This window comes from Roseovarius halophilus (ex Wu et al. 2025), assembly GCF_047086965.1.
Window position 1 is genome coordinate 32,159 of record NZ_JBKOTX010000011.1, and the last position, 20,234, is coordinate 52,392.

The following is a 20,234-nucleotide window of genomic DNA, read 5'->3' on the forward strand; positions in this document are numbered from 1 at the left end:
ATATGGAAATTCGCTATACATTACTACATATCGCTATCACATCATCTCCCGAATGTCTGTCAGCCTGCCGGTCACTGCCGCGGCGGCGGCCATGGCGGGCGAGGCGAGGTGGGTGCGGCCCTTGTAGCCCTGGCGCCCCTCGAAGTTGCGGTTGGAGGTCGAGACGCAGCGTTCGCCCTCGGCCAGCTGGTCGGGGTTCATGGCCAGGCACATGGAACAGCCCGCCATGCGCCACTCGAAACCGGCTTCCTTGAAGACATCCGCCAGGCCCTCTTCCTCGGCCTGGGCCCGCACAAGACCCGAGCCGGGCACGACCATGGCCCGCATCCCGTCCTTGACCTTCTTGCCGCGCAGGATCTCGGCGGCGGCGCGCAGGTCCTCGATCCGGCCATTGGTGCAGGAGCCGATGAAGACCGTGTCGATCTCGATGTCCGACAGTTTCTGGCCGGGGGTCAGCCCCATGTAGTCCAGCGCGCGCTGGGCCGCGCCGACCTTGCCGCCCTCGAAGCTGTCAGGCGACGGCACGACCCCGTCGATCGGCAGCACGTCCTCGGGCGAGGTGCCCCAGGTAACGACCGGCGCGATGTCCTCGCCGCGCAGGGTGACGACCTTGTCCCAATGCGCGTCCTCGTCCGAGTGCAGGGTCTGCCACCAGGCCATGGCGGCCTCCCACTGGGCGCCCTTGGGGGCGTGGGGACGGCCCTTGATGTAATCAAAAGTCTTTTCATCCGGCGCGATCAGACCGGCGCGGGCGCCGCCCTCGATCGCCATGTTGCAGATCGTCATGCGGCCTTCGATCGAAAGCTCGCGAATGGCCTCGCCGCAGTATTCGATCACATAGCCAGTGCCCCCCGCGGTGCCTGTGGCCCCGATCACCGATAGGGTGATATCCTTGGCCGTGACGCCCGGCAGCAGCTTGCCGGTGATCTCGACCTTCATGTTCTTCGACTTCTTCTGGATCAGCGTCTGCGTGGCCAAAACGTGCTCGACCTCCGAGGTGCCGATGCCATGGGCCAGCGCGCCGAAGGCGCCGTGGGTCGCCGTGTGGCTGTCACCGCAGACGATGGTCATCCCCGGCAGGGTCCAGCCCTGTTCCGGCCCGATGATGTGCACGATCCCCTGGCGCACATCGCTGACCGGGTAATAGTGGATGCCGAATTCCTTGGCGTTGGTGTCCAGCGCGGCCACCTGGATGCGGCTATCCTCGGGCATCTGGTCGGGATTCTCGCGGCCCTGCGTGGTGGGCACGTTGTGATCAGGCACGGCAATGGTCTTGTCGGGCGCGCGGACGGTGCGGCCCGCCATGCGCAACCCTTCGAAGGCCTGCGGGCTGGTGACCTCGTGCACGAGGTGGCGGTCGATATAGAGAAGGCTGGTGCCGTCCTCGGCCTCATGGGCCAGGTGGGCGTCCCAGATCTTGTCATAGAGTGTCTTGCCGGACATGGGTGTCCTCATTGGCTGAATGGAAATGGGGGAGACGTGTCAGGGCCGCGCGCCGCGGGGGCACGCGCTGGCCCTCATGGACGGGCGAGAATGGTCAGCCGGGCGCCGAAGAACCGCCAGGGCAGGCGCGCGCGATCATCCATGTCGAAAACACGGGTCATGCAGGGGATGTATACCCAAGGGGTGGGTCTCGCAAGTGGGGCGTCGTGCGCAGGGGATTCATTGAAATGTCGCCGGTGGCTTGCTAGCTTCAGGGTATGCCCAGCGCTGGGGCTTTGGCGGCGCACCTACAGGAGGACGATGTTCTGTCTCTTACATCATTCGCGGCAGAGGCCGCAGATGACGGGGTTTCCATGATGGATGCCCCAGCACGGGCCACCGCAGCCGGCACCCTGGCTGCCGTGTTAGGCTCTCTCTCAGATGACAAGGCCAAGGACATCGCGCAGGTCGACCTGCGCGGCAAGTCCGAGATGGGCGACTACATGGTCATCGCCACGGGCCGGTCCAGCCGACAGGTGGCCGCCATGTCGGAGAAGCTGACCGACCGTCTCAAGCACGAGTTCGGCATCCTGTCGAAGGTCGAAGGCAAGGAGAGCGGCGACTGGGTGCTGATCGACACCGGCGACGTGATCGTCCATATCTTCCGCCCCGAAGTGCGCGACTTCTACCAACTCGAGAAGATGTGGCTCGCCCCCGGTGAGGATGGCGCCGTCCAGTCCCGCTGATGCGGGTGACCCTCTGCGCCGTGGGCCGGCTTCGCAAGGGGCCGGAAAAGGCATTGATCGACGACTACCTGGCGCGTTTCGACAAGACCGGCCGGGGCCTTGGCCTCGGCCCGGCGACGCTGCGTGAAGTCGAGGATCGCAAGGGCGGCGGCATGGCGGGTGAGGCCACGCTGCTGGACAAGGCGATCCCCTCGGGCGCGGTGATCTGCTGTCTGGACGAACGCGGCAGGATGATGACATCGCCCGATTTCGCGGGCCAGCTTGGCAAATGGCGTGACCAGGGCCGCAGCGATCTGGCCGTCGTGATCGGCGGGGCGGACGGCATCGACCCGGCCCTCCGGGCCCGGGCCGACCTTGCGCTGTCCTTCGGTCAGATGGTCTGGCCACACATGCTGGCACGGGTGATGCTGGCCGAACAGCTCTACCGAGCGGCGGCGATCATGGCAGGCACACCCTATCACAGGGTCTGATGACACGGGCCAGAGAGGGGCATGGCAGGTTTTTCGGCCCAGGCCACACGCGGGCGGTTTTCCTGCCCCTGAGCCTGCGATAGAAGCAGTCAAGCGACATGAGGAGAGCGCCATGACCGCCCCGACCCCCGTTGTTCTTTGCATTCTCGATGGCTGGGGAGACCGTGCCGAGACGCAGGCCAATGCGCCCGCCCTGGCCGAGACACCCAATTTCGACCGGATCGCACGGGATTGCCCCACGGGACAGCTTGTCACCCATGGCAAGGACGTGGGCCTGCCCACCGGCCAGATGGGCAATTCCGAGGTCGGCCACACGAACATCGGCGCCGGCCGGATCGTCGCCATGGACCTGGGCCAGATCGACCTTGCGATCGAAGACGGGCGGTTTGCCGAGAACGACGCGCTGATGTCCTTCATCGAGGAGCTCAAGGTCACCCATGGCACCGCACACCTGATGGGCGTCGTCTCGGACGGGGGCGTGCACGGGCATATCGACCATACCCTCGCGGCGGTGGATGCGATCACCGGCATGGGCGTTCCGGTCGTTTTGCATGCCATCACCGATGGCCGCGATGTGGCGCCGAAATCCGGGGCCGGCTTCCTGAAACGGCTGGAATCCGAGCTGCCCGAGACCGCCCGCATCGGCACGGTCATCGGGCGCTACTACGCCATGGACCGCGACACCCGCTGGGATCGGGTCGAATCCGCCTATCGTGCCATGATCGAGGGCAGGGGCGCGCAGGTTGGCGACCTGTCGCCCTCCAGGATCGTCGAAGGCTACTACGACCAGGACCTGACCGACGAATTCCTGCCCGCCACGGTGGTGGGCGATTATGCCGGGGTGCAGGATGGCGATGGCGTCTTCTGCCTGAACTTCCGCGCCGACCGCGCGCGCGAGATCCTGCGCGCCATCGGCGACCCGGATTTCGCCGAATTCGACATCTCGGGCCGCCCCGAGCTGGCGGGGCTGCTGGGGATGGTCGACTATTCCACCGACCACACTGCCTTCATGACCACCTGCTTTCCCAAGCAGGAGATCGTGAACACCCTTGGTGCATGGGCCGCGGCCAAGGGGTTGCGGCAGTTCCGTGTGTCCGAAACGGAAAAATACCCCCATGTCACCTTTTTCCTGAACGGCGGCAAGGAAGTGCCCGAGGACGGCGAAGATCGCTACATGGCGCCCTCGCCCCGGGTCGCGACCTATGACCTGCACCCCGAGATGTCGGCGGACGAGGTCACCGATGCCTTCGTCGGCGCCATCGAGAAGGGGTATGATCTGATCGTGTGCAACTACGCCAACCCCGACATGGTGGGCCATACCGGCGACCTCGAGGCCGCCAAGGCCGCCTGCGAAGCGGTGGATGCCGGTCTGGGCCGGGTCCTGGCGGCGCTGGAAAAGGCGGGGGGCGCCATGGTTGTCACCGCCGATCATGGCAACTGCGAAACGATGGTCGACCCCCAGACCGGCGGGCCGCACACGGCCCACACGACGAACCCGGTGCCGGTGATCCTCGTGGGCGGGCCAGCCGGTTCGACGATCCGCGACGGACGGCTCGCCGACCTGGCGCCGACGCTTCTGGACCTGCTGCAGATCGACACGCCCTCGGAAATGACCGGGGAAAGCCTGATCTCGCGATGATCCGGACGCTGGCGCTTGTCCTGAGCCTCTGGGCGGGCGGGGCCGCGGCCCAGGGCGCGGCCGAGGCCGCAGAGCAGGCCGCCCGGCAACTGGAGGCGGCATCGATCGCCCTCAACGAGGCCCGATCGTCCGAGGACCGCATCGCCGCCCTGACCGAGACATTGCAGGCCTACGAGGAGGGGATGACCGCGCTGCGCGACGGCCTGCGCCGCGCCGCGATCCGTGAACGCACCCTGACCCGCGATCTTGACGCACGTTCGGACGAGGTGGCCCGGCTGCTGGGCGTGCTGCAACGCATGGGCCGGGCACCGACGCCGCTTTTGATGTTGCACCCGGCGGGGCCGACGGGGACGGCGCGCTCGGGGATGATACTGGCCGATGTCACACCCGGCTTGCAGGACAAAGTCGCACAGCTGCGCGCCCAGCTCGAGGAGGTCGAGACCCTGCGGACCCTGCGCGCCGATGCGCTGGAGACCCTGCAACAGGGCATGACCGCCGCACAGGAGGCCCGCGCCGCGCTGTCCGAGGCTGTCTCAGACCGCACCGAGCTGCCGCGCCGGTTTTCCGAGGACCCCGTCCAGACCGCGCTATTGCTGTCCAATACCGAGACGCTGGCCGCCTTTGCCAGCAGCCTGTCCGAGACCGAGGCCACGGCCGACGCGCCGCCCGCGCCCGATGCCACCGCACTCAAGGGACAATTGGCCCTGCCGGTGGACGGCCAGGTCCTGCGCCATTCCGGAGAAGACGACGCGGCGGGGATCAAGCGGCCCGGCATCCTGATCGCCACGCGCCCGCGCGCCCTTGTCAGCGCCCCCGTTGCGGCCACCGTGCGCTATGCCGGCCCGCTGCTGGACTACGGCAATGTGATCATCCTGGAACCGGCTCAGGATGTGCTCTGGGTCTTCGCGGGGCTGGACCGCGTCTTTGGCAAGATCGGCCAGGTCCTGCCGGAAGGCGCGCCCGTGGGCCTGATGGGAGGTGACACCGGCGACGCTCAAGCTATTTTGACCAAAACGCGGCAGGGGGCGGCCTCGAACAGGCCCGAGACCCTTTATCTCGAGGTGCGGGACGGGCAAGGTGCGACCGATCCCGCCGCATGGTTCGCCTACGACTGAGACGGGCCCGAAAGGACAAGAGGAACATGATGAAGAAATTCGCAATGGCCGCGTCGGGCGGTATCCTGCTAGGCGCGATCGCGACCACGCAGATCGCCGGCCCCCTGATCGCCCAGGAAGCGCAAAACAACGGCAGCGTCTACGAACAGCTGGACCTGTTCGGCGATGTCTTCGAACGCATCCGGTCCGAATATGTCGAGGACGCCGATGAGTCGGAACTGATAGAGGCGGCAATCGACGGGATGCTGTCCTCGTTGGACCCGCACTCCAGCTATCTCTCGCCCGAGGACGCCGAGGAGATGCGCACCCAGACGCGCGGCGAATTCGGCGGCCTTGGGATCGAGGTCACCCAGGAGGAAGGCTTCGTCAAGGTCGTCTCGCCCATGGACGGCACGCCCGCCGATGCGGCCGGGCTCGAGGCGGGCGACTTCATCACCGGCGTCGATGGCGAGAACCTCATGGGCCTGACGCTTGACGAGGCCGTCGACATGATGCGCGGGCCGGTGGGATCGGAAATCACGATCACCGTGGTCCGCGAGGGGGTGGAGCAGCCCTTCGAGGTATCCATCGTGCGCGACACCATTACCTTGACGGCGGTGCGCAGCCAGATCGAGGGCGAAACGGTGGTCTTGCGCCTTGTCACCTTCTCGGACCAGACCTATCCCAACCTCGAGGAGCAACTGGCTGAAAAGGTGGAGGAAGCCGGCGGCATGGACAACGTCAACGGTTTCGTCATCGACCTGCGCAACAACCCCGGCGGGCTTCTCAACCAGGCCATCTCGGTTTCGGACGCCTTTCTCGACGCGGGCGAGATCGTCTCGACCCGCGGCCGCGAGCCCGAGGACGGCCAGCGGTGGAACGCCGAGGAGGGCGACCTGACTGAAGGCAAGCCCATTGTGGTGCTAATCAACGGTGGCTCGGCCTCGGCCTCGGAAATCGTGGCCGGGGCGCTTCAGGATCATCGCAGGGCCATCGTCGTGGGCACCAAGTCCTTCGGCAAGGGCTCGGTACAGACGGTGATGCCGCTGCGCGGCGACAGCGCGATGCGCCTGACCACCCAACTCTATTACACGCCATCCGGTCGCTCGATCCAGTCCCTGGGTATCTCGCCCGACATTATCGTCGAGCAGCCCCGGCAAAACCCCGACAACGAGGCCACCGAGGACGAGGAAACACCCGCCTTGCGGTCGGAATCGGACCTGCGCGGCGCGCTGAACAACGACAGCCTGTCCGAGGACGAGGTCCGCCAGATGGAGGAAGACCGTGAGCGCGCCGAAACGGCCGCCCAGCTGCGCGAACAGGACTACCAACTGGCCTATGCGATCGACATCCTCAAGGGGCTGTCGGCGCTCGGACCGGACGCGGAGTAGTCCGTGACGCCCGAGCAGATCGCCGCTCTGCCCTATCGGCCCTGCGTCGGCGTCGTGCTGGCCAATGCCGAGGGCGGCATCTTCGTCGGTCAGCGCATCGACTGGCCCGAACCGGCCTGGCAGATGCCTCAGGGCGGCGTGGACCCGGGCGAGGACCCGCGCGCCGCCGCCCTGCGCGAACTGGAAGAGGAAACCGGCGTAACCCCCGACCTGGTGCGCCTCGAGGCCGAGACGGCGAGGTGGATTCCCTATGATCTTCCGCCCGAGATCGTGCCGAAACGCTGGGGCGGGCGCTATCGCGGGCAGGAACAGAAATGGTTCCTGATGCGCTTCCTCGGCACCGACGACCAGGTGCAGATCGAGACCGAGCACCCGGAGTTTTCCCGGTGGAAATGGTCCGACCCGGAAGATCTTCTCGCCAATATCGTGGCCTTCAAACGCGAGGTCTACGCCCGCGTCTTGGAGGAATTGGGCGACCGGATATGAGGCCGCTGCTGTCCGCGGCACTTCTGGCCGTCGTGGCCGGCAGCCCGGTGCTGGCGCTCACCTGCATGCCAGCCGATCCGGCCCACACCTTCCTGCGCGCCGACGCGGATGCGGCGCGCTATTCGGCCCTGCTGGGCACCCTCGATTTCGCGCCACTCGACCGGCCCCGGGCTGCCGTTGCCCCGAATGCACAAGAGGTGACGCGCAGCGCCCGTTTCTCCGGCCAAGCACTGGGGGCGGACGGTTTTGCACCAACACCCGATCACACGGTGCACCTGGACTTTTCCTGCGCTGGCGATTGGTGCGGCACCATCGATCCCGGCACCCGCCTCCTGGCCTTTGCCCGGCATGGAGCCTAAGGCCTCGAGATCACCATCGGCCCTTGCGACAGCTGGATTTTCGAGGACCCGGACAGGGCCGTGATCAAGACACTCGAAACCTGCATGGCCGGCGGCCCCTGCGCACCGGACTAACCGCGCGCCTGCCGGGTGCGCTTGACCTTGCGCGGGGTCGTGTCGGCCTTGCGGCGCGCCTGCGTGGTCGAGACCGACAGCGACCGCGTCACCCTGCGCTATTTCGATTCGATCGTCGAGGTGAGCCGCACCGAAGAGAGCTTCGGCACACCCGCGCCACCGGCGCAGGAAACCGCCGGCCAGACTGCTCCTGGGCTGCGCCACTATGGTGGATTTTCGTTGCCATCTGACGTGTTTGCACACAGTCTCGCAGCAATACCGCGCGCAACCGCGCTGCATCCGAAAGGCCGCGAAAATGTCCCAGACTCTCCGCCACCCCGAGATCCTCGAAATGGTCCGCCGCGACGGCAAGGTCACGGTCGAGGGACTGGCCGCGCATTTCGGCGTCACCCTGCAGACGATCCGCCGCGACCTGACCGACCTGTCCGAGGCCGGACGGCTCGACCGCGTGCATGGCGGCGCGGTACTGCCCTCGGGGACCAGCAACATCGGCTACGAGGAACGCCGCGCCCTCAACGCCGAAACCAAGCATGCCATCGCGCGGGCCTGCGCCGCCGATATCCCCGACGGGATTTCGCTGTTTCTCAACATCGGCACCACGACCGAGGCCGTCGCGCAGGAGCTTCTGCACCACCGCGACCTGCTGGTTGTCACCAACAACATGAACGTCGCCAACATCTTGGCCGCCAACACCGACTGCGAGATCGTGGTCACGGGCGGCCAGTTGCGCCGGTCCGACGGGGGGCTGGTGGGCACGCTGGCCACCGAGACGATCCGACAGTTCAAGTTCGACTGCGCCGTGATTGGCTGTTCGGCGCTCGATGCCGAGGGCGACCTGCTCGATTTCGACATCCAGGAGGTCAGCGTCAGCCAGGCGATCCTGCGCCAGTCGCGCCGCACGGTCCTGGTCGCAGACCACACCAAGCTGGCCCGGACCGCCCCGGTGCGCATTGCCTCGCTTGCCGATCTGGACGCGATCTACACCGACGCCGCACTGCCCTTGGCCCTTGGCACTGACTGCGCAGGCTGGGAAACGGCAGTGATCGAGTCTGATCAGCAGGCCAGGACCGGGGTATCGGACCGGGGTATCGACTGATCTGTCGCCATTTTGCGCGTCATGGCCGGACCGGCCCCTGACACATTGGGATGATACGACGCAACGCACGGTGCGTTCAGGCACTGGCAGGGAGTCCGGGGCAGGCTCTCGCATCGACGCAGCCCCTATCGAACAGGTTCCCGATGACAGACACCACGCCCTCGCTCGGCCTGCCGCTGATCCAGCCTGCCCAGGCCCAGAAACATGTCACCCACAACGAGGCGCTGGCCCGGCTCGACACCCTGACCCAGCCCGTGGCGCAGTCGCGCACCCTGACGGCGCCGCCGACCGACGCGCAAGACGGCGACACCCGGATCGTGGCCACCGGCGCCACCGGCGACTGGGCCGGGCAGGACGGCGCCATCGCGGTCATGCAGGGCGGCGCCTGGCAGTTCCTCGCCCCGGCCGAGGGCTGGTTGTGCTGGATCGCCGACGAGGCCGCGCAGGCCGTCTTCGATGGTAGCACCTGGTCCGCGGTGCAGATGCCCGCCCCCGAAAACCTGCCACGGCTGGGAATCGCAACCGGGGCCGACCTGCAGAACCCGCTTTCGGTGGCCGGGCCGGGCACACTGCTGACCCATGCGGGCGACGATCACCGCCTCACGCTCAACAAGGCCGCGCCCCATTATACCGCCAGCCTGGTGTTGCAGACCGGATTTTCCGGCCGGGCCGAGATCGGGCTGACGGGCGACGACGACCTGCATCTGCGCGTCTCGCCGGACGGGACGGCGTTCCAGACGGGCATTGTCATCGAAAAGGACAGCGGGCGGGTCAGTTTTCCCGCCGGGGGCGGTGCGCCCCGGGTGGCACAGCTGCGCAATTCAGATACCGCGACGGACCTCAATACCGCAATACTGACGGATATCCCCGTCGCGGGCGTGGCGGACATCCTCGACAGCGACCGCTTCGCCGTCTCGGGCGACGGCATCGCGTGCCTTGTCGCCGGGCGGGTCCGGGTCACGGGGAGCCTGCATGTCACAGCTGCGGCGCCGGATGCGAATCTGAACCTGCGGATCGCGGTCAACGGCACCGCACTGCCCGGCGGCGTGGCCTCGGGGCACATCAGCGGCCAGAACGGCCATGGCGAGGCCTCGCTGCACCTCTCGCGTCTCGTCGAGGTTGCAGCAGGCGACGTCGTGACGCTCCAGACCCTGCGCGAGGCCGCGACAGGGCCGATCACCATGACCGACGGCAACAGCCTGTTGCTGCTGGAACAATGGTGACACCACAACCTGCCCGTTGATACCGCAACCACGTTGACAGAACCGGGCCCGTGGCCGAAGACCGCCGTGTCAAGGATTTGGAGCAGCGTTATGAAAATTGCGGTTGTCGGCACGGGCTACGTCGGCCTGGTGTCGGGGGTGTGTTTCTCGGATTTCGGCCACGAGGTCGTCTGCGTGGACAGGGACGCGGAGAAGGTCGCGCGGCTCACGGCCGGCGAGGTTCCGATCTACGAGCCCGGCCTTGACGAGTTGATCGCCAAGAACGCGCAGGCCGGGCGGCTGTCCTTCACCACAGACCTGTCCGAGGCGCTGGACGGGGCCGACGCGGCCTTCATCGCCGTAGGCACGCCCACCCGGCGCGGCGACGGCCACGCCGATCTGTCCTATGTCATGGCCGTGGCCGAGCAGATCGCCTGCACGGCCACGGGCTATCTGGTCATCGTCACCAAGTCGACGGTGCCCGTGGGCACGAACCGCAAGGTCAAGCAGGTGGTCGCAAAGGCCAACCCCGCGTTGGACTTCGACGTGGCCTCGAACCCCGAGTTCCTGCGCGAAGGGGCGGCCATCGACGATTTCATGCGCCCCGATCGCGTCATCGTCGGCGTCCAGACAAACCGCGCCGCCGATGTCATGGGCGAAATCTATCGCCCGCTCTTCCTGCGCGATTTCCCGATCGTCACCACCGATCTGGAAAGCGCCGAGATGATCAAATACGCCGCCAACGCCTTTCTGGCGACGAAGATCACCTTCATCAACGAGATGGCGGCGCTGTGCGAAAAGGTCGGTGCGGACATCAAGCAGGTTAGCAAGGGCATGGGCCTGGACGGGCGGATCGGCAACAAGTTCCTGCACGCGGGCCCCGGCTTTGGCGGGTCGTGCTTTCCCAAAGACACGCGCGCGCTGGCCCGGATCGGCCAGGACCACGCGGTGCCCATGCAGATCACCGAGACCGTCATAAAGGTGAACGAGGAAACCAAGCGCCGCATGACCGACAAGCTGCTGGACATGTGCGACGGCAGTTTCAACGGCAAGCTGATCGCCGTGCTGGGCGTGACCTTCAAGCCCAACACCGACGACATGCGCGATGCCCCCAGCCTGTCGATCGTGCCCGCACTGGTGGGCGGCGGGGCCAAGGTGCGTGTCACCGACCCCCAGGGCCGCCACGAGGGCGAGGCGCTGCTGCCCGGCGTGAACTGGGTCGAAGATGCCTACAAGGCCGCGCGCAATGCCGACCTGGTCGTGATCCTGACCGAATGGAACGAGTTCCGCGGGCTCGACCTCAAGAAAATCGCGCGGCACATGAACACGCCCCGCATGGCGGACCTGCGCAACATCTATTCCGTAAAGGACGCCAAGCGCGCGGGCTTCGAGCGATACGACTCGATCGGGCGTGCCACGCTTGAGACAAATTAGAAAGATCCGCGCCGAGGCCGACACAATCGCGGCGACTCCAGTCCGATAGTTTCCGCCACCCCTGATCCGGGTTCATTCGGTGAGGGGGGTCGGCTTGGCCGGTCTGGTGCACGTGACGACGATTGCGGCAGGGCCGCACACGGTGGGGATCACCGCGCTCGAGGTCGCCTGGATCTCCGGCACGCCCCACCTGCTGAGCGGCTCGGGCGCCGATGGCGGGCTGGTCTCCTATGTCATCGGCCCCGCCGGCCTCACATACGTCGACCATGACAGCGCCGGGCCCAACAGCGGCACCGAGGGGCTCAGCGATCTGGACGTGATGGATGTCGGCGGCCAGCCCTTCCTCGTGCCCTCGGGGCGGTCCGACGACGACACCGCCCTGCACGCGCTGGACGACAGCGGGCGATTCGACGGCTTTTTCACCCCCGACGACCACACCGTGTTGCTGTCCAACGTGCAGGTCTCGACCACGGTCACGATCCTGGACACCGCCTTCGTGATCAACAGCCAGTGGGGCCAGCCGGGGTTCAACGTCTTCGCCCAGGGCGATCATATGGCCCTGAACCTTGCGACCACGGTGGCCGACACCGCCGAGAGCCACACCGGCGATATCACCGATATGGAAACCCTGAGCATCGACGACCGGGTCTTCGTCTTCTCGGTCTCTGGTGCGGACGCCGGGATCACCAGCCACTGGATCGGCCACACAGGCGCGATGCGCCCGATGGGCGCGCTGGGTCCGGACAATGGGCTATGGGTCTCGGCCCCCACGGCGCTGGCCACGGCCGAGCCCGGGGGCCAGCCTCTTGTGGTCGTCGCCGCGGCGGGGTCGCACAGCCTCAGCGTGCTGGACGTGGGACCGTTCGGCAACCTGGAGATCCTGCACCACTACACCGACACCCGGGACACCCGGTTCGGGGACGTGCAGGCGGTCGAGACCGTCGAGATCGGCAACCGGGCCTTCGTCGTCGCGGGCGGGGGCGACGATGGCATCTCGGTCTTCGAGCTTGCCCCGGACGGGCGATTGTTTCACCTCGACACCGTCGCGGACCAACTCGACACGACCCTGATGAACGTCTCGGACATCGCGGCAACCGTTCTGGACGGGACGGTGCATATCCTCGTCAGCGGCAGTGACACCGGGGTGCCCCAATTCACCCTCGACCTGGGCGACCTTCCCGACAGCCTGAGCGGCAGCGCCGCGGGCGAAAGCCTGTCGGGCACGGCCGGGGACGACCTGATCGCAGGACGGGGCGGCGACGACAGGCTTTCGGGCGGCGGCGGGAATGACCGGCTGATCGACGGGACCGGAAAGGACACGCTGACCGGCGGCGCGGGGGCCGATGTCTTCGTCTTCGTGGCGGACGGTCAGACCGACCGGATCACCGATTTCGAGGACGGGCTGGACCTGATCGACCTCGGCGATCTGCCCATGCTCTACGATTTCGACCAGTTGCCCCTGACCCAGCAGGGTGACGCGGTGCGAGTGACCTTCGGCGACGAGGTGCTGATGATCGGCTCCGCGGGAGACCTGCAGGTCTCCGACATGACGGCGGCGGATTTCGTCTTCGGCTTCTGACCTGTGCCGGTTGGCTCAGAGCCCGGGCGCATTGTCCGCAAGATGGCGCGCCGCGGCCCGCCCAGCCCAGCGTCCGGTGGCCATGCATCCGGTCAGCAGGTAGCCGCCCGTCGGCGCCTCCCAATCCAGCATTTCCCCGCAGGCGAAGACCCCCGGCCGGTCACGCAACATCAGATCGGGCGTCAGCGCCTCGAAGCGCAGCCCCCCGGCCGTGGAGATCGCCTCATCCATCGGCCGCAGCCCCGCGTGGCCTATGGGCAGGGCCTTGACCCGGGCCACCCAATCCGACCGGGGCAGGCCGGCACCGCCGGTCATCTCGAAGAAAAGTGCCACCTTGGCGGGCGGCAGGCGCAGGCTGTTCCGGAGCCAATGCGCCAGCCGCGCCTTGGCAGGAAGGCGCGCGGCGAGCGCCTTGGGCGATAGGTCCGGCACCAGGTCCAGTGTCAGCGCCGCCCCGGTGCGCAGGGCCGGGGTCAGGCTGTAGAGGCCGCCACCTTCCAACCCACGGGCACTGATCGTCGCCTCGCCGCGCGATGTCAGTTCGCCCGCTCGCCATTCCACCGCCTTGAGCGGCGCGCCCATGTGGGGGGCCATGTGATCTGTCCAGCGCATGGCCAACGCCGCGTTCGCGGGCTGGAAGGGCGCCACATCGCGCAGCCGCTCCACCCATGCCCCGTCCGATCCCAGCCGCGCCCAGGACGCCCCGCCACAGGCGAGGACCACCGCGCGGGGGTGCATTTCTGCCGGCCCCTCGGGGGTCTCGACGCGCAGCGCCCCGCCCTCGTCCCAGCCGGTCCAGCGCCAGCGGCGGCACAGGGTGACGCCCTGCGCGTCCAACCGCCGCAGCCAGGCCCGCAGCAGGGGCGAGGCCTTCATGGCCTGTGGAAAGACCCGGCCGGTCGTCCCGGTGAACACGGGCTGGCCCAGCGCCTCGGCCCAGTGCATGATCTGCGCCGGACCGAAGTCCGACAACATCGGGCGCAGCACCTCGGCCCGGTCGCCATAAGCGGCGAGGACATCCTCGAAGGGGGCGTCCTTGGTCAGGTTCAGCCCCGATTTGCCCGCCATCAGGAACTTGCGCGCGGGCGAGGGCATGGCCTCGGCCAGGGTCACCGAATGCCCCGCTGCAGCCAATTCGCCCGCTGCCATAAGCCCCGCGGGCCCGGCCCCGACGATCAGCGCATCTGTAGCGTCTGACAAAACCATGCCGTCCCCCTTGGCCTGCGCCGCCCCGCCATTACACTCGCAGCATGGATGAGGAAACGCCCATCTGCGCGCTTTGTCGCCGGCCCATCCCGCGGGACGCGCCGCAAAGCCTGCATCACCTCGTGCCCCGGCTGAAGGGCGGCAAGGGCGGCCCGACCGTTCTGCTGCATCACATCTGTCACAAGGAAATCCACGCCACCCTGTCCGAGGCCGAGCTGGCGCGCAGCTACAACTCCCCCGCGGCCCTGCGCGCCCACCCCCGGCTGGCCAAATTCATCGACTGGGTGCGCAAGCGCCCGCCGGGCTTCAATGGCCACAGCACGGATGGACGACGCAAGCGGTAGTGTCGCAAGCCTCTCAAGGCTACCTCAGGCATTTCTTGAAAGCCGCGATAATTGCCCCGGCAAGCGGCTCCGCCGTCAGGCCCCGACCCTCAAATCATCCCTTTGATCGCGATGACGTGCTCCGCCCCGGCGGACAGGACGTCCGAGGCAATGTCGCGGGCGTCGTCCACCGGCGCGTCGCAGATTCGATCGGTCAGGCCGAACGCGAGCGCCTCTTCGGCGGTGATCTTCTGCCCGCCCATCAGGATCAGCTTGGCCCGCGCCGGGCCGACAAGCGCCGACAGGCGGCGCGGGTCGGTGGGCTGCGGCAGGTGGCCCAGTTTCATCACCGGGTAGAAGAACTTCGCCCCCGGCACGCAGAGGCGCAGGTCGCAGGCCAGGACCATGCCCATGGCGCCCCCGGCCACCGTGCCGTTGAGCGCGGCGATGGACAGCCCGCGAAACTCGGCCACCGCCCAGGACAGCCGCTCCCACTGGGGCGAGCGTGCAAGCGTGCCGTCCTGCACCTCATCCAGGTCGGCCCCGGCGCTGAAGACCTTGCCCGCCCCGGTCAGGATCAGCACCCGTTCGCGGGCGTCGTCCACCGCATCGGCCAGGTCCGCCAGCATCGCCTCGGTCAGCGCGTTGGCCTTGTCGGGGCGTTTCAGGGTCAGGGTCAGCACATCGCCCGCACGGTCGATCCCGATCATGACAGGCCCACCTTCTCGCGCACCTTTGCATCGCGCAGGGACACGTCCTGGCCCAGATAATCGTCGGCCGCGGCCCCGCACATCCAGACCAGCGCCCGCGCCGGCCACTCGGGCGGGATATGGTCGGACCAGTCCAGCTGGCTGATCGGGTTGATGCCCGAGGCCTTGATCTCTTTCTGCATCTGCGTGGCCACGGTGCCCGGCGACAGGCCCAGCACGCGGATGCCCCGGTCACGGTATTCCTGGTCCGCCGACCGCGTCAGCATGTAGGCCCCGGCCTTGGAGGCGCAGTAATGCGACCAGCCCTCGACCGGACCATGCGCCGCGCCGGAGGAAATCGTCACGATGGTGCCGCCGCCCTGTTCCAGCATCCCCGGCAGGACCGCGCGCATCCCGTTGAAGACCCCCTTGAGGTTGATGTCGATGGCCTTGCCCCAGTCCTCGGGGTCGGCCTCGGCCAGGTGCGAAATCGGTTCGATCACCCCGGCATTGCCGACCAGCACGTCGATCCGGCCGAAGGCGGCAATGGTCGCGTCCACCGCCGCCTGCATCTCCCAGTAGCGGCTGACATCGCAGGGGATGGCGATGGCCGCCGTGCCGATCTCTCCGGCCAGCTCGGCGATCCGGTCCTCGGTCCGGGCCAGAAGTGCCACCCGCGCCCCGGCCGCTGCAAAGGCGCGCGCCGCCTCGGCCCCGATCCCGCGACTGGCCCCGGTGATCAGCACCACCTTGTCCTTCATCGTAGTGTCACCTGCCTGCGCCATTGATTCCCCATCTGTTCACTGCCCTATGGGATGAAATGATATCCCCACCTTGACCCCAGCGACAGGGCTTGGAAAGCTTGGGGCGAGATTTTTGAGAGGAGCACCCGCGAAATGACGAAATCGTTTGCCCTGCGCATGGCCAGTCTCGGGGCCGCCCTGCTGTGCGGCTCTGCCGCCAACGCCGATGTCACGGCCCAGCAAGTCTGGGACAACTGGAAGACCCAGATCGACGCCTATGGTGAAGGCGTGAGCGTCGGTGCCGAGACCATGTCCGGCGACACCCTGACCATCGAGTCCCTGACACTGGACATCTCCGAAGACGACATGAACGTCGAGGCCGCGATGGGTCCGCTGACCTTCACCGAACTGGGGGATGGCACTGTCAGCGTCGGCATGCCCGAAAGTTATCCCTTGACCCTTGAGCTCGAGGGCAACCCCGTCCAGCTCACCATCAGCAACGCGGGCCTGGACATCATCGCCTCGGGCACGCCCGAGGCCCTGGCCTATGACCTTGGCGCCGAGCGCTATGCCATCACGCTCGACAGCCTCGGCCCGGAGTTCGAGGAGGAAGGCATCCTGAATGCCGGGATGATCACCATGAACGACGTTCAGGGCGACTACACGGTCATCACCGGCGACGACCTGACCGAGATGGACTACACCCTCGACGTGGGCAGCGTCGAGATCGACGTTGACCTGCGCGAGCGCGGCGGGTCGGGCGTGATCCTTGTGGCCGCCGAGATGGCCGACCTGGGCCTGAATGCCGAGATCGCCATGCCCGAGGCGATGGATACGGATTCCCCCGAGGCCATGTTCACCGAGGGCTTCGCCTTCGAGGGCGGCTATGCCATCGGGCCGTCCAGCTACGCCTTCGAGATCGACGAAGAGGGCGAGGCCATGTCGGGCACCGCTGCGACGGACAGCACCGAGCTGACCGTGGCCGCGGATTACGACGGCATGGCCTACCGGTCGCAGACGAAAGGGGTCGAGATCGACTTTTCCGTGCCCCAGGAAGTGCCCTTCCCGGTTGAGGCGGCGCTGTCGACCTTCGGGTTCACCTTTGACGTGCCGATGAGCCAGACCGAAGAGCCGCGAGACTTCGAGCTGGGCATGGAACTGCGCGATCTCACGATCGGCGACGGCTTGTGGAACATCTTCGACCCGGGCGAGGCCCTGCCGCGCGATCCCGCCACGCTGGCCATCAACCTGTCCGGCGAGGCCACCCCGCTGTTCGATTTCATGGACCCGCAGCAGGCCCAGCAGGCCGCCATGTCGGACATGCCCGCCGAGCTTCACGCGGCAGCGCTCAACGAGCTTGTCCTGCGTCTGGGCGGTGCCGAGATCACGGGTGACGGCGCCTTCACCTTCGACAACACTGACCTTCAGACCATTCCGGGCGTGCCGCGCCCCGAGGGACAGGCCGATTTCCGGCTGGTCGGCGTGAACGGGCTGATCGAAAAGCTGGTCCAGATGGGCCTGATCCCGCAGGAGCAGGCCATGGCCCCGCGCATGATGCTGGGCATGTTCGCCCAACCGGTGGGCGAGGACGAACTGACCTCGACCATCGAGATCAACGAACAGGGTCACATCCTGGCCAACGGCCAGCGCATCCAGTAACGCCGCCACATGGCGCTTTCGCGGGGCGTCCGGGATACCGGGCGCCCCGTTTCGCTGATCCGCCCGCCGCGGCGGCGCACTTGCGGTGCGGTGCCGGGCGGGCTACCTCTCCGCCAACGCAAGGAAGCCCCCGACGATGACCATGTCACGCCCCCCCTCCGACCTGACCGAGACCCTGCTGCGCGCCGCCAGGGCCGCCGGGGCCGACAGTGCCGATGCCATCGTCGTCAGCGGGGCTTCGTCCTCGATAGACGTGCGCGCCCGGGCCCTGGAACAGGCAGAGCGTTCGGAGAGCATCGACATGGGCCTTCGGGTCTTCCTCGGAAACCGGCAGGCCAATGTCTCGGCCTCCGACACCAAGGATGCCACCATCGAGGAAATGGCCGGGCGCGCCGTCGCCATGGCCCGGATCGCCCCCGAAGACCCCTACGCCGGGCTGGCCGCGCCCGACCAGCTGGCCACGGATGTTGATGCCAGCCCACTGGATCTCGTGGACACCACCCCCGAACCCGACCCTGGCGTGCTGCAGCACTGGGCCGAAGAGGCAGAGGCCGCCGCATTGGCCGTCGAGGGCGTCACCCAGGTGCAGTCGGCGAGCGCCACGCATGGCAGCCGACAGATCCACCTGGCGACCAGCACCGGGTTTTCGGCGGGCTATGGCAACACGGGGGTTTCGGTGTCCTGCGTCGCGATCAGTGGCAGCGGCACCGGGATGGAACGCGACTACGACTACGACAGCCGCACCCACATGGCCGACCTGCGCGGTGCGGCCGAGATCGGCCAGCGCGCGGCGGAACGGGCCGTGGCCCGCCACGGCGCCCGCAGACCGGCCACCGGCAGCTATCCCGTGCTGTTCGACGAACGCATCGCCAGCAGCCTGATCGGCCATCTGGTGCAGGCGATCAACGGAACCGCCATCGCGCGCGGCGCGTCCTGGCTGCTGGACGGCATCGGGCAGGAGGTCCTGCCCCCTGACCTGTCGCTGATCGAGGACCCGCGGCGCGCCCGCGTTCAAGGCTCGCGCCTCTTCGATGCCGAGGGCCTGCCGACCCGCCGTCGCGCCATTGTCGAGAATGGCGTCCTGACGGGTTGGACCCTCGATCTGGCCACCGCGCGCAAGCTGGGTATGCAAAGCACGGGCAATGCCATGCGCGGGGTTTCGGCCCCGCCCTCGCCCGGGCTGACCCACCTGGCCTTGACCCAAGGCGCGCACAGCCGCGCCGAGCTTCTGCGTGACATGGGCACCGGGCTGCTGGTGACCTCGATGATCGGCTCGACCATCAACCCCAATACGGGCGACTATTCCCGCGGCGCCTCGGGCTTCTGGGTCGAGAACGGCGAGATCGCCTATCCGGTCAATGAATGCACCATCGCGGGCAACCTGCGCGAGATGCTGCGTGGTCTCGTGCCCGCCAATGACGCGCAGCCGCACCTGAGCCGTGTCGTGCCTTCGCTTCTGGTCGAGGGGCTGACCCTTGCCGGTGATTGATGACCTCACCCTTCTGGAACAGGCCGCACAGGAGGCTGGCGACATCGCCCTGCGCCATTTCCGCGCCGACCCGCAGGTCTGGGAAAAGGCCTATGACGCCGGCCCGGTAACCGAGGCCGACCTCGCCGTCGACCGCTACCTGCGTGACAAACTGCTCACGGCGCGGCCCGGCAATGGCTGGCTGTCCGAGGAAACCGAGGACGACGCCGACCGGCTGACCGCCGAACATGTCTTCATCGTGGACCCGATCGACGGCACCCGGGCCTTCATCGACCACAGCGAAGACTGGGCGTTGTCGCTGGCCGTGGCCGAGCGGGGGGCCGTCTCGGCGGCCGTTGTCTATCTGCCCGCGCGCGGCCTGATGTATTGCGCCGCAAGGGGCGCTGGCGCGAGGCTGAACGGGGCTCCGATCCGGGTGACAGACACGACGGATGTCTCGCGGGCCGACGTCCTGACCACCAAGCCGAACCTGGCGCCCGGTTTCTGGCGCGGGCCGGTGCCGGGGTTCAATCGCGGCTTTCGCACCTCGCTGGCCTACCGGCTCTGCCTTGTGGCCGAGGGGCGGTTCGACGCCATGCTGACCCTGCGCCCGACCTGGGAATGGGACGTGGCCGCCGGCAGCCTTATCGTGGCCGAGGCAGAGGGGCACGCCACCGACGGTAACGGCGACACCCCCCTATTCAACACGCAGCAGCGCCAGATCGCGGGCATGGTGGCCGGTGGCGGGCTGCACGGCCCGCTGATGGACGCGCTGCGCCGCGACCTTTCCCGGCCCGGTCACTTTACCCTTCCCGGCTGAGCGCCTAGGCTGTGCTGCAAGTGCAGAAAATGCAGGAGAATGGACATGGCGCAACGCCTTCACCTGGTGTTCGGCGGCGAACTCGTCGATCCCACCAAGAACACCTTCAAGAACGTCGAGGACATCCACCTTGTTGGGATCTACCCCAACTACGAGCAGGCCTATGACGCCTGGAAAGCCGAGGCCCAGCGCACCGTGGACAATGCCCACATGCGCTATTTCATCGCCCATCTGCACCGTTTGCGCGAAGAAGGCGCCGAGGCCTCGCCGACCGAGGAACTGGGCTGAGCCGCG

General features: G+C 67.5%; 20 protein-coding genes. 16 read left to right on the plus strand and 4 right to left on the minus strand.

The features are described 5' to 3' along the window. Positions 1 to 36: 36 nt before the first annotated feature. Positions 37 to 1,443 (minus strand): 3-isopropylmalate dehydratase large subunit, encoded by a 1,407-nt coding sequence (leuC, locus tag ACH107_RS03820; protein ID WP_310703067.1) that lies wholly within the window; start codon positions 1,441 to 1,443, stop codon positions 37 to 39. A gap of 353 nt (positions 1,444 to 1,796) precedes the next feature. Between leuC and rsfS the strand changes: the two genes are divergently transcribed. From rsfS to ACH107_RS03875, 11 genes are all read left to right on the plus strand, one after another. Beyond that, positions 1,797 to 2,168: a ribosome silencing factor gene (gene rsfS, locus ACH107_RS03825; protein ID WP_412504709.1), complete on the plus strand. Its 372-nt coding sequence runs from the start codon at positions 1,797 to 1,799 to the stop codon at positions 2,166 to 2,168. Continuing rightward, a complete protein-coding gene (gene rlmH / locus ACH107_RS03830; protein ID WP_412504710.1) occupies positions 2,168 to 2,638 on the plus strand; it encodes a 23S rRNA (pseudouridine(1915)-N(3))-methyltransferase RlmH in 471 nt (156 codons plus the stop codon). Before rsfS ends, rlmH begins: the two co-directional genes overlap by 1 nt. A gap of 112 nt (positions 2,639 to 2,750) precedes the next feature. Next, positions 2,751 to 4,277 (plus strand): 2,3-bisphosphoglycerate-independent phosphoglycerate mutase, encoded by a 1,527-nt coding sequence (gene gpmI / locus ACH107_RS03835; RefSeq protein ID WP_310691180.1) that lies wholly within the window; start codon positions 2,751 to 2,753, stop codon positions 4,275 to 4,277. Next, positions 4,274 to 5,392: a murein hydrolase activator EnvC family protein gene (locus ACH107_RS03840; RefSeq protein WP_310691181.1), complete on the plus strand. Its 1,119-nt coding sequence runs from the start codon at positions 4,274 to 4,276 to the stop codon at positions 5,390 to 5,392. Before gpmI ends, ACH107_RS03840 begins: the two co-directional genes overlap by 4 nt. Positions 5,393 to 5,421: 29 nt before the next feature. Next, on the plus strand, positions 5,422 to 6,762 hold the full coding sequence (locus tag ACH107_RS03845; RefSeq protein ID WP_412504711.1) for a S41 family peptidase: 1,341 nt from the start codon (positions 5,422 to 5,424) through the stop codon (positions 6,760 to 6,762). A 3-nt stretch (positions 6,763 to 6,765) separates the two neighbouring features. Continuing rightward, positions 6,766 to 7,248, plus strand: coding sequence for an RNA pyrophosphohydrolase (locus tag ACH107_RS03850; protein WP_412504712.1), 483 nt, complete (start codon positions 6,766 to 6,768; stop codon positions 7,246 to 7,248). Continuing rightward, positions 7,245 to 7,607: a hypothetical protein gene (locus ACH107_RS03855; RefSeq protein ID WP_412504713.1), complete on the plus strand. Its 363-nt coding sequence runs from the start codon at positions 7,245 to 7,247 to the stop codon at positions 7,605 to 7,607. Before ACH107_RS03850 ends, ACH107_RS03855 begins: the two co-directional genes overlap by 4 nt. 409 nt (positions 7,608 to 8,016) lie before the next feature. Continuing rightward, positions 8,017 to 8,817: a DeoR/GlpR family DNA-binding transcription regulator gene (locus ACH107_RS03860; RefSeq protein ID WP_310691184.1), complete on the plus strand. Its 801-nt coding sequence runs from the start codon at positions 8,017 to 8,019 to the stop codon at positions 8,815 to 8,817. Positions 8,818 to 8,960: 143 nt separating this feature from the next. After that, positions 8,961 to 10,040: a DUF2793 domain-containing protein gene (locus tag ACH107_RS03865; RefSeq protein WP_412504714.1), complete on the plus strand. Its 1,080-nt coding sequence runs from the start codon at positions 8,961 to 8,963 to the stop codon at positions 10,038 to 10,040. Between the two features lie 90 nt (positions 10,041 to 10,130). Continuing rightward, positions 10,131 to 11,453, plus strand: coding sequence for a UDP-glucose/GDP-mannose dehydrogenase family protein (locus ACH107_RS03870; RefSeq protein WP_310691186.1), 1,323 nt, complete (start codon positions 10,131 to 10,133; stop codon positions 11,451 to 11,453). A 94-nt stretch (positions 11,454 to 11,547) separates the two neighbouring features. Beyond that, positions 11,548 to 13,032 carry a calcium-binding protein gene (locus tag ACH107_RS03875; RefSeq protein WP_412504715.1) on the plus strand — a complete coding sequence of 495 codons (1,485 nt, stop codon included), beginning with the start codon at positions 11,548 to 11,550 and terminating at the stop codon, positions 13,030 to 13,032. Between the two features lie 15 nt (positions 13,033 to 13,047). Here ACH107_RS03875 and ACH107_RS03880 read toward each other — a convergent pair whose 3' ends face one another. Next, a complete protein-coding gene (locus ACH107_RS03880; protein ID WP_412504716.1) occupies positions 13,048 to 14,238 on the minus strand; it encodes an NAD(P)/FAD-dependent oxidoreductase in 1,191 nt (396 codons plus the stop codon). A gap of 44 nt (positions 14,239 to 14,282) precedes the next feature. Here ACH107_RS03880 and ACH107_RS03885 point away from each other — a divergent pair, with 44 nt between their 5' ends. Beyond that, positions 14,283 to 14,582 carry an HNH endonuclease gene (locus ACH107_RS03885; RefSeq protein ID WP_310691190.1) on the plus strand — a complete coding sequence of 100 codons (300 nt, stop codon included), beginning with the start codon at positions 14,283 to 14,285 and terminating at the stop codon, positions 14,580 to 14,582. An 89-nt stretch (positions 14,583 to 14,671) separates the two neighbouring features. On the opposite strand, the gene ACH107_RS03890 is transcribed toward ACH107_RS03885, so the two are convergent. Beyond that, a complete protein-coding gene (locus ACH107_RS03890; RefSeq protein WP_310691191.1) occupies positions 14,672 to 15,271 on the minus strand; it encodes an enoyl-CoA hydratase/isomerase family protein in 600 nt (199 codons plus the stop codon). Beyond that, positions 15,268 to 16,011: an SDR family oxidoreductase gene (locus tag ACH107_RS03895; RefSeq protein ID WP_412504717.1), complete on the minus strand. Its 744-nt coding sequence runs from the start codon at positions 16,009 to 16,011 to the stop codon at positions 15,268 to 15,270. The genes ACH107_RS03890 and ACH107_RS03895 overlap by 4 nt, the downstream gene beginning before the upstream one ends. A gap of 135 nt (positions 16,012 to 16,146) precedes the next feature. On the opposite strand from ACH107_RS03895, the gene ACH107_RS03900 reads away from it, so the two are divergent. From ACH107_RS03900 to ACH107_RS03915, 4 genes are all read left to right on the plus strand, one after another. Beyond that, positions 16,147 to 17,652 carry a DUF2125 domain-containing protein gene (locus ACH107_RS03900; RefSeq protein WP_412504718.1) on the plus strand — a complete coding sequence of 502 codons (1,506 nt, stop codon included), beginning with the start codon at positions 16,147 to 16,149 and terminating at the stop codon, positions 17,650 to 17,652. A 142-nt stretch (positions 17,653 to 17,794) separates the two neighbouring features. Continuing rightward, a complete protein-coding gene (locus ACH107_RS03905) occupies positions 17,795 to 19,141 on the plus strand; it encodes a TldD/PmbA family protein (RefSeq protein ID WP_412504726.1) in 1,347 nt (448 codons plus the stop codon). Continuing rightward, the gene (locus tag ACH107_RS03910; protein WP_412504727.1) at positions 19,134 to 19,940 is read left to right on the plus strand and encodes an inositol monophosphatase family protein; all 807 of its coding nucleotides are present in this window, start codon (positions 19,134 to 19,136) and stop codon (positions 19,938 to 19,940) included. The genes ACH107_RS03905 and ACH107_RS03910 overlap by 8 nt, the downstream gene beginning before the upstream one ends. 45 nt (positions 19,941 to 19,985) lie before the next feature. Beyond that, complete coding sequence (locus ACH107_RS03915) at positions 19,986 to 20,228, plus strand: DUF4170 domain-containing protein (RefSeq protein WP_310691195.1); 243 nt, start codon at positions 19,986 to 19,988, stop codon at positions 20,226 to 20,228. The last annotated feature ends 6 nt before the right edge of the window (positions 20,229 to 20,234 follow it).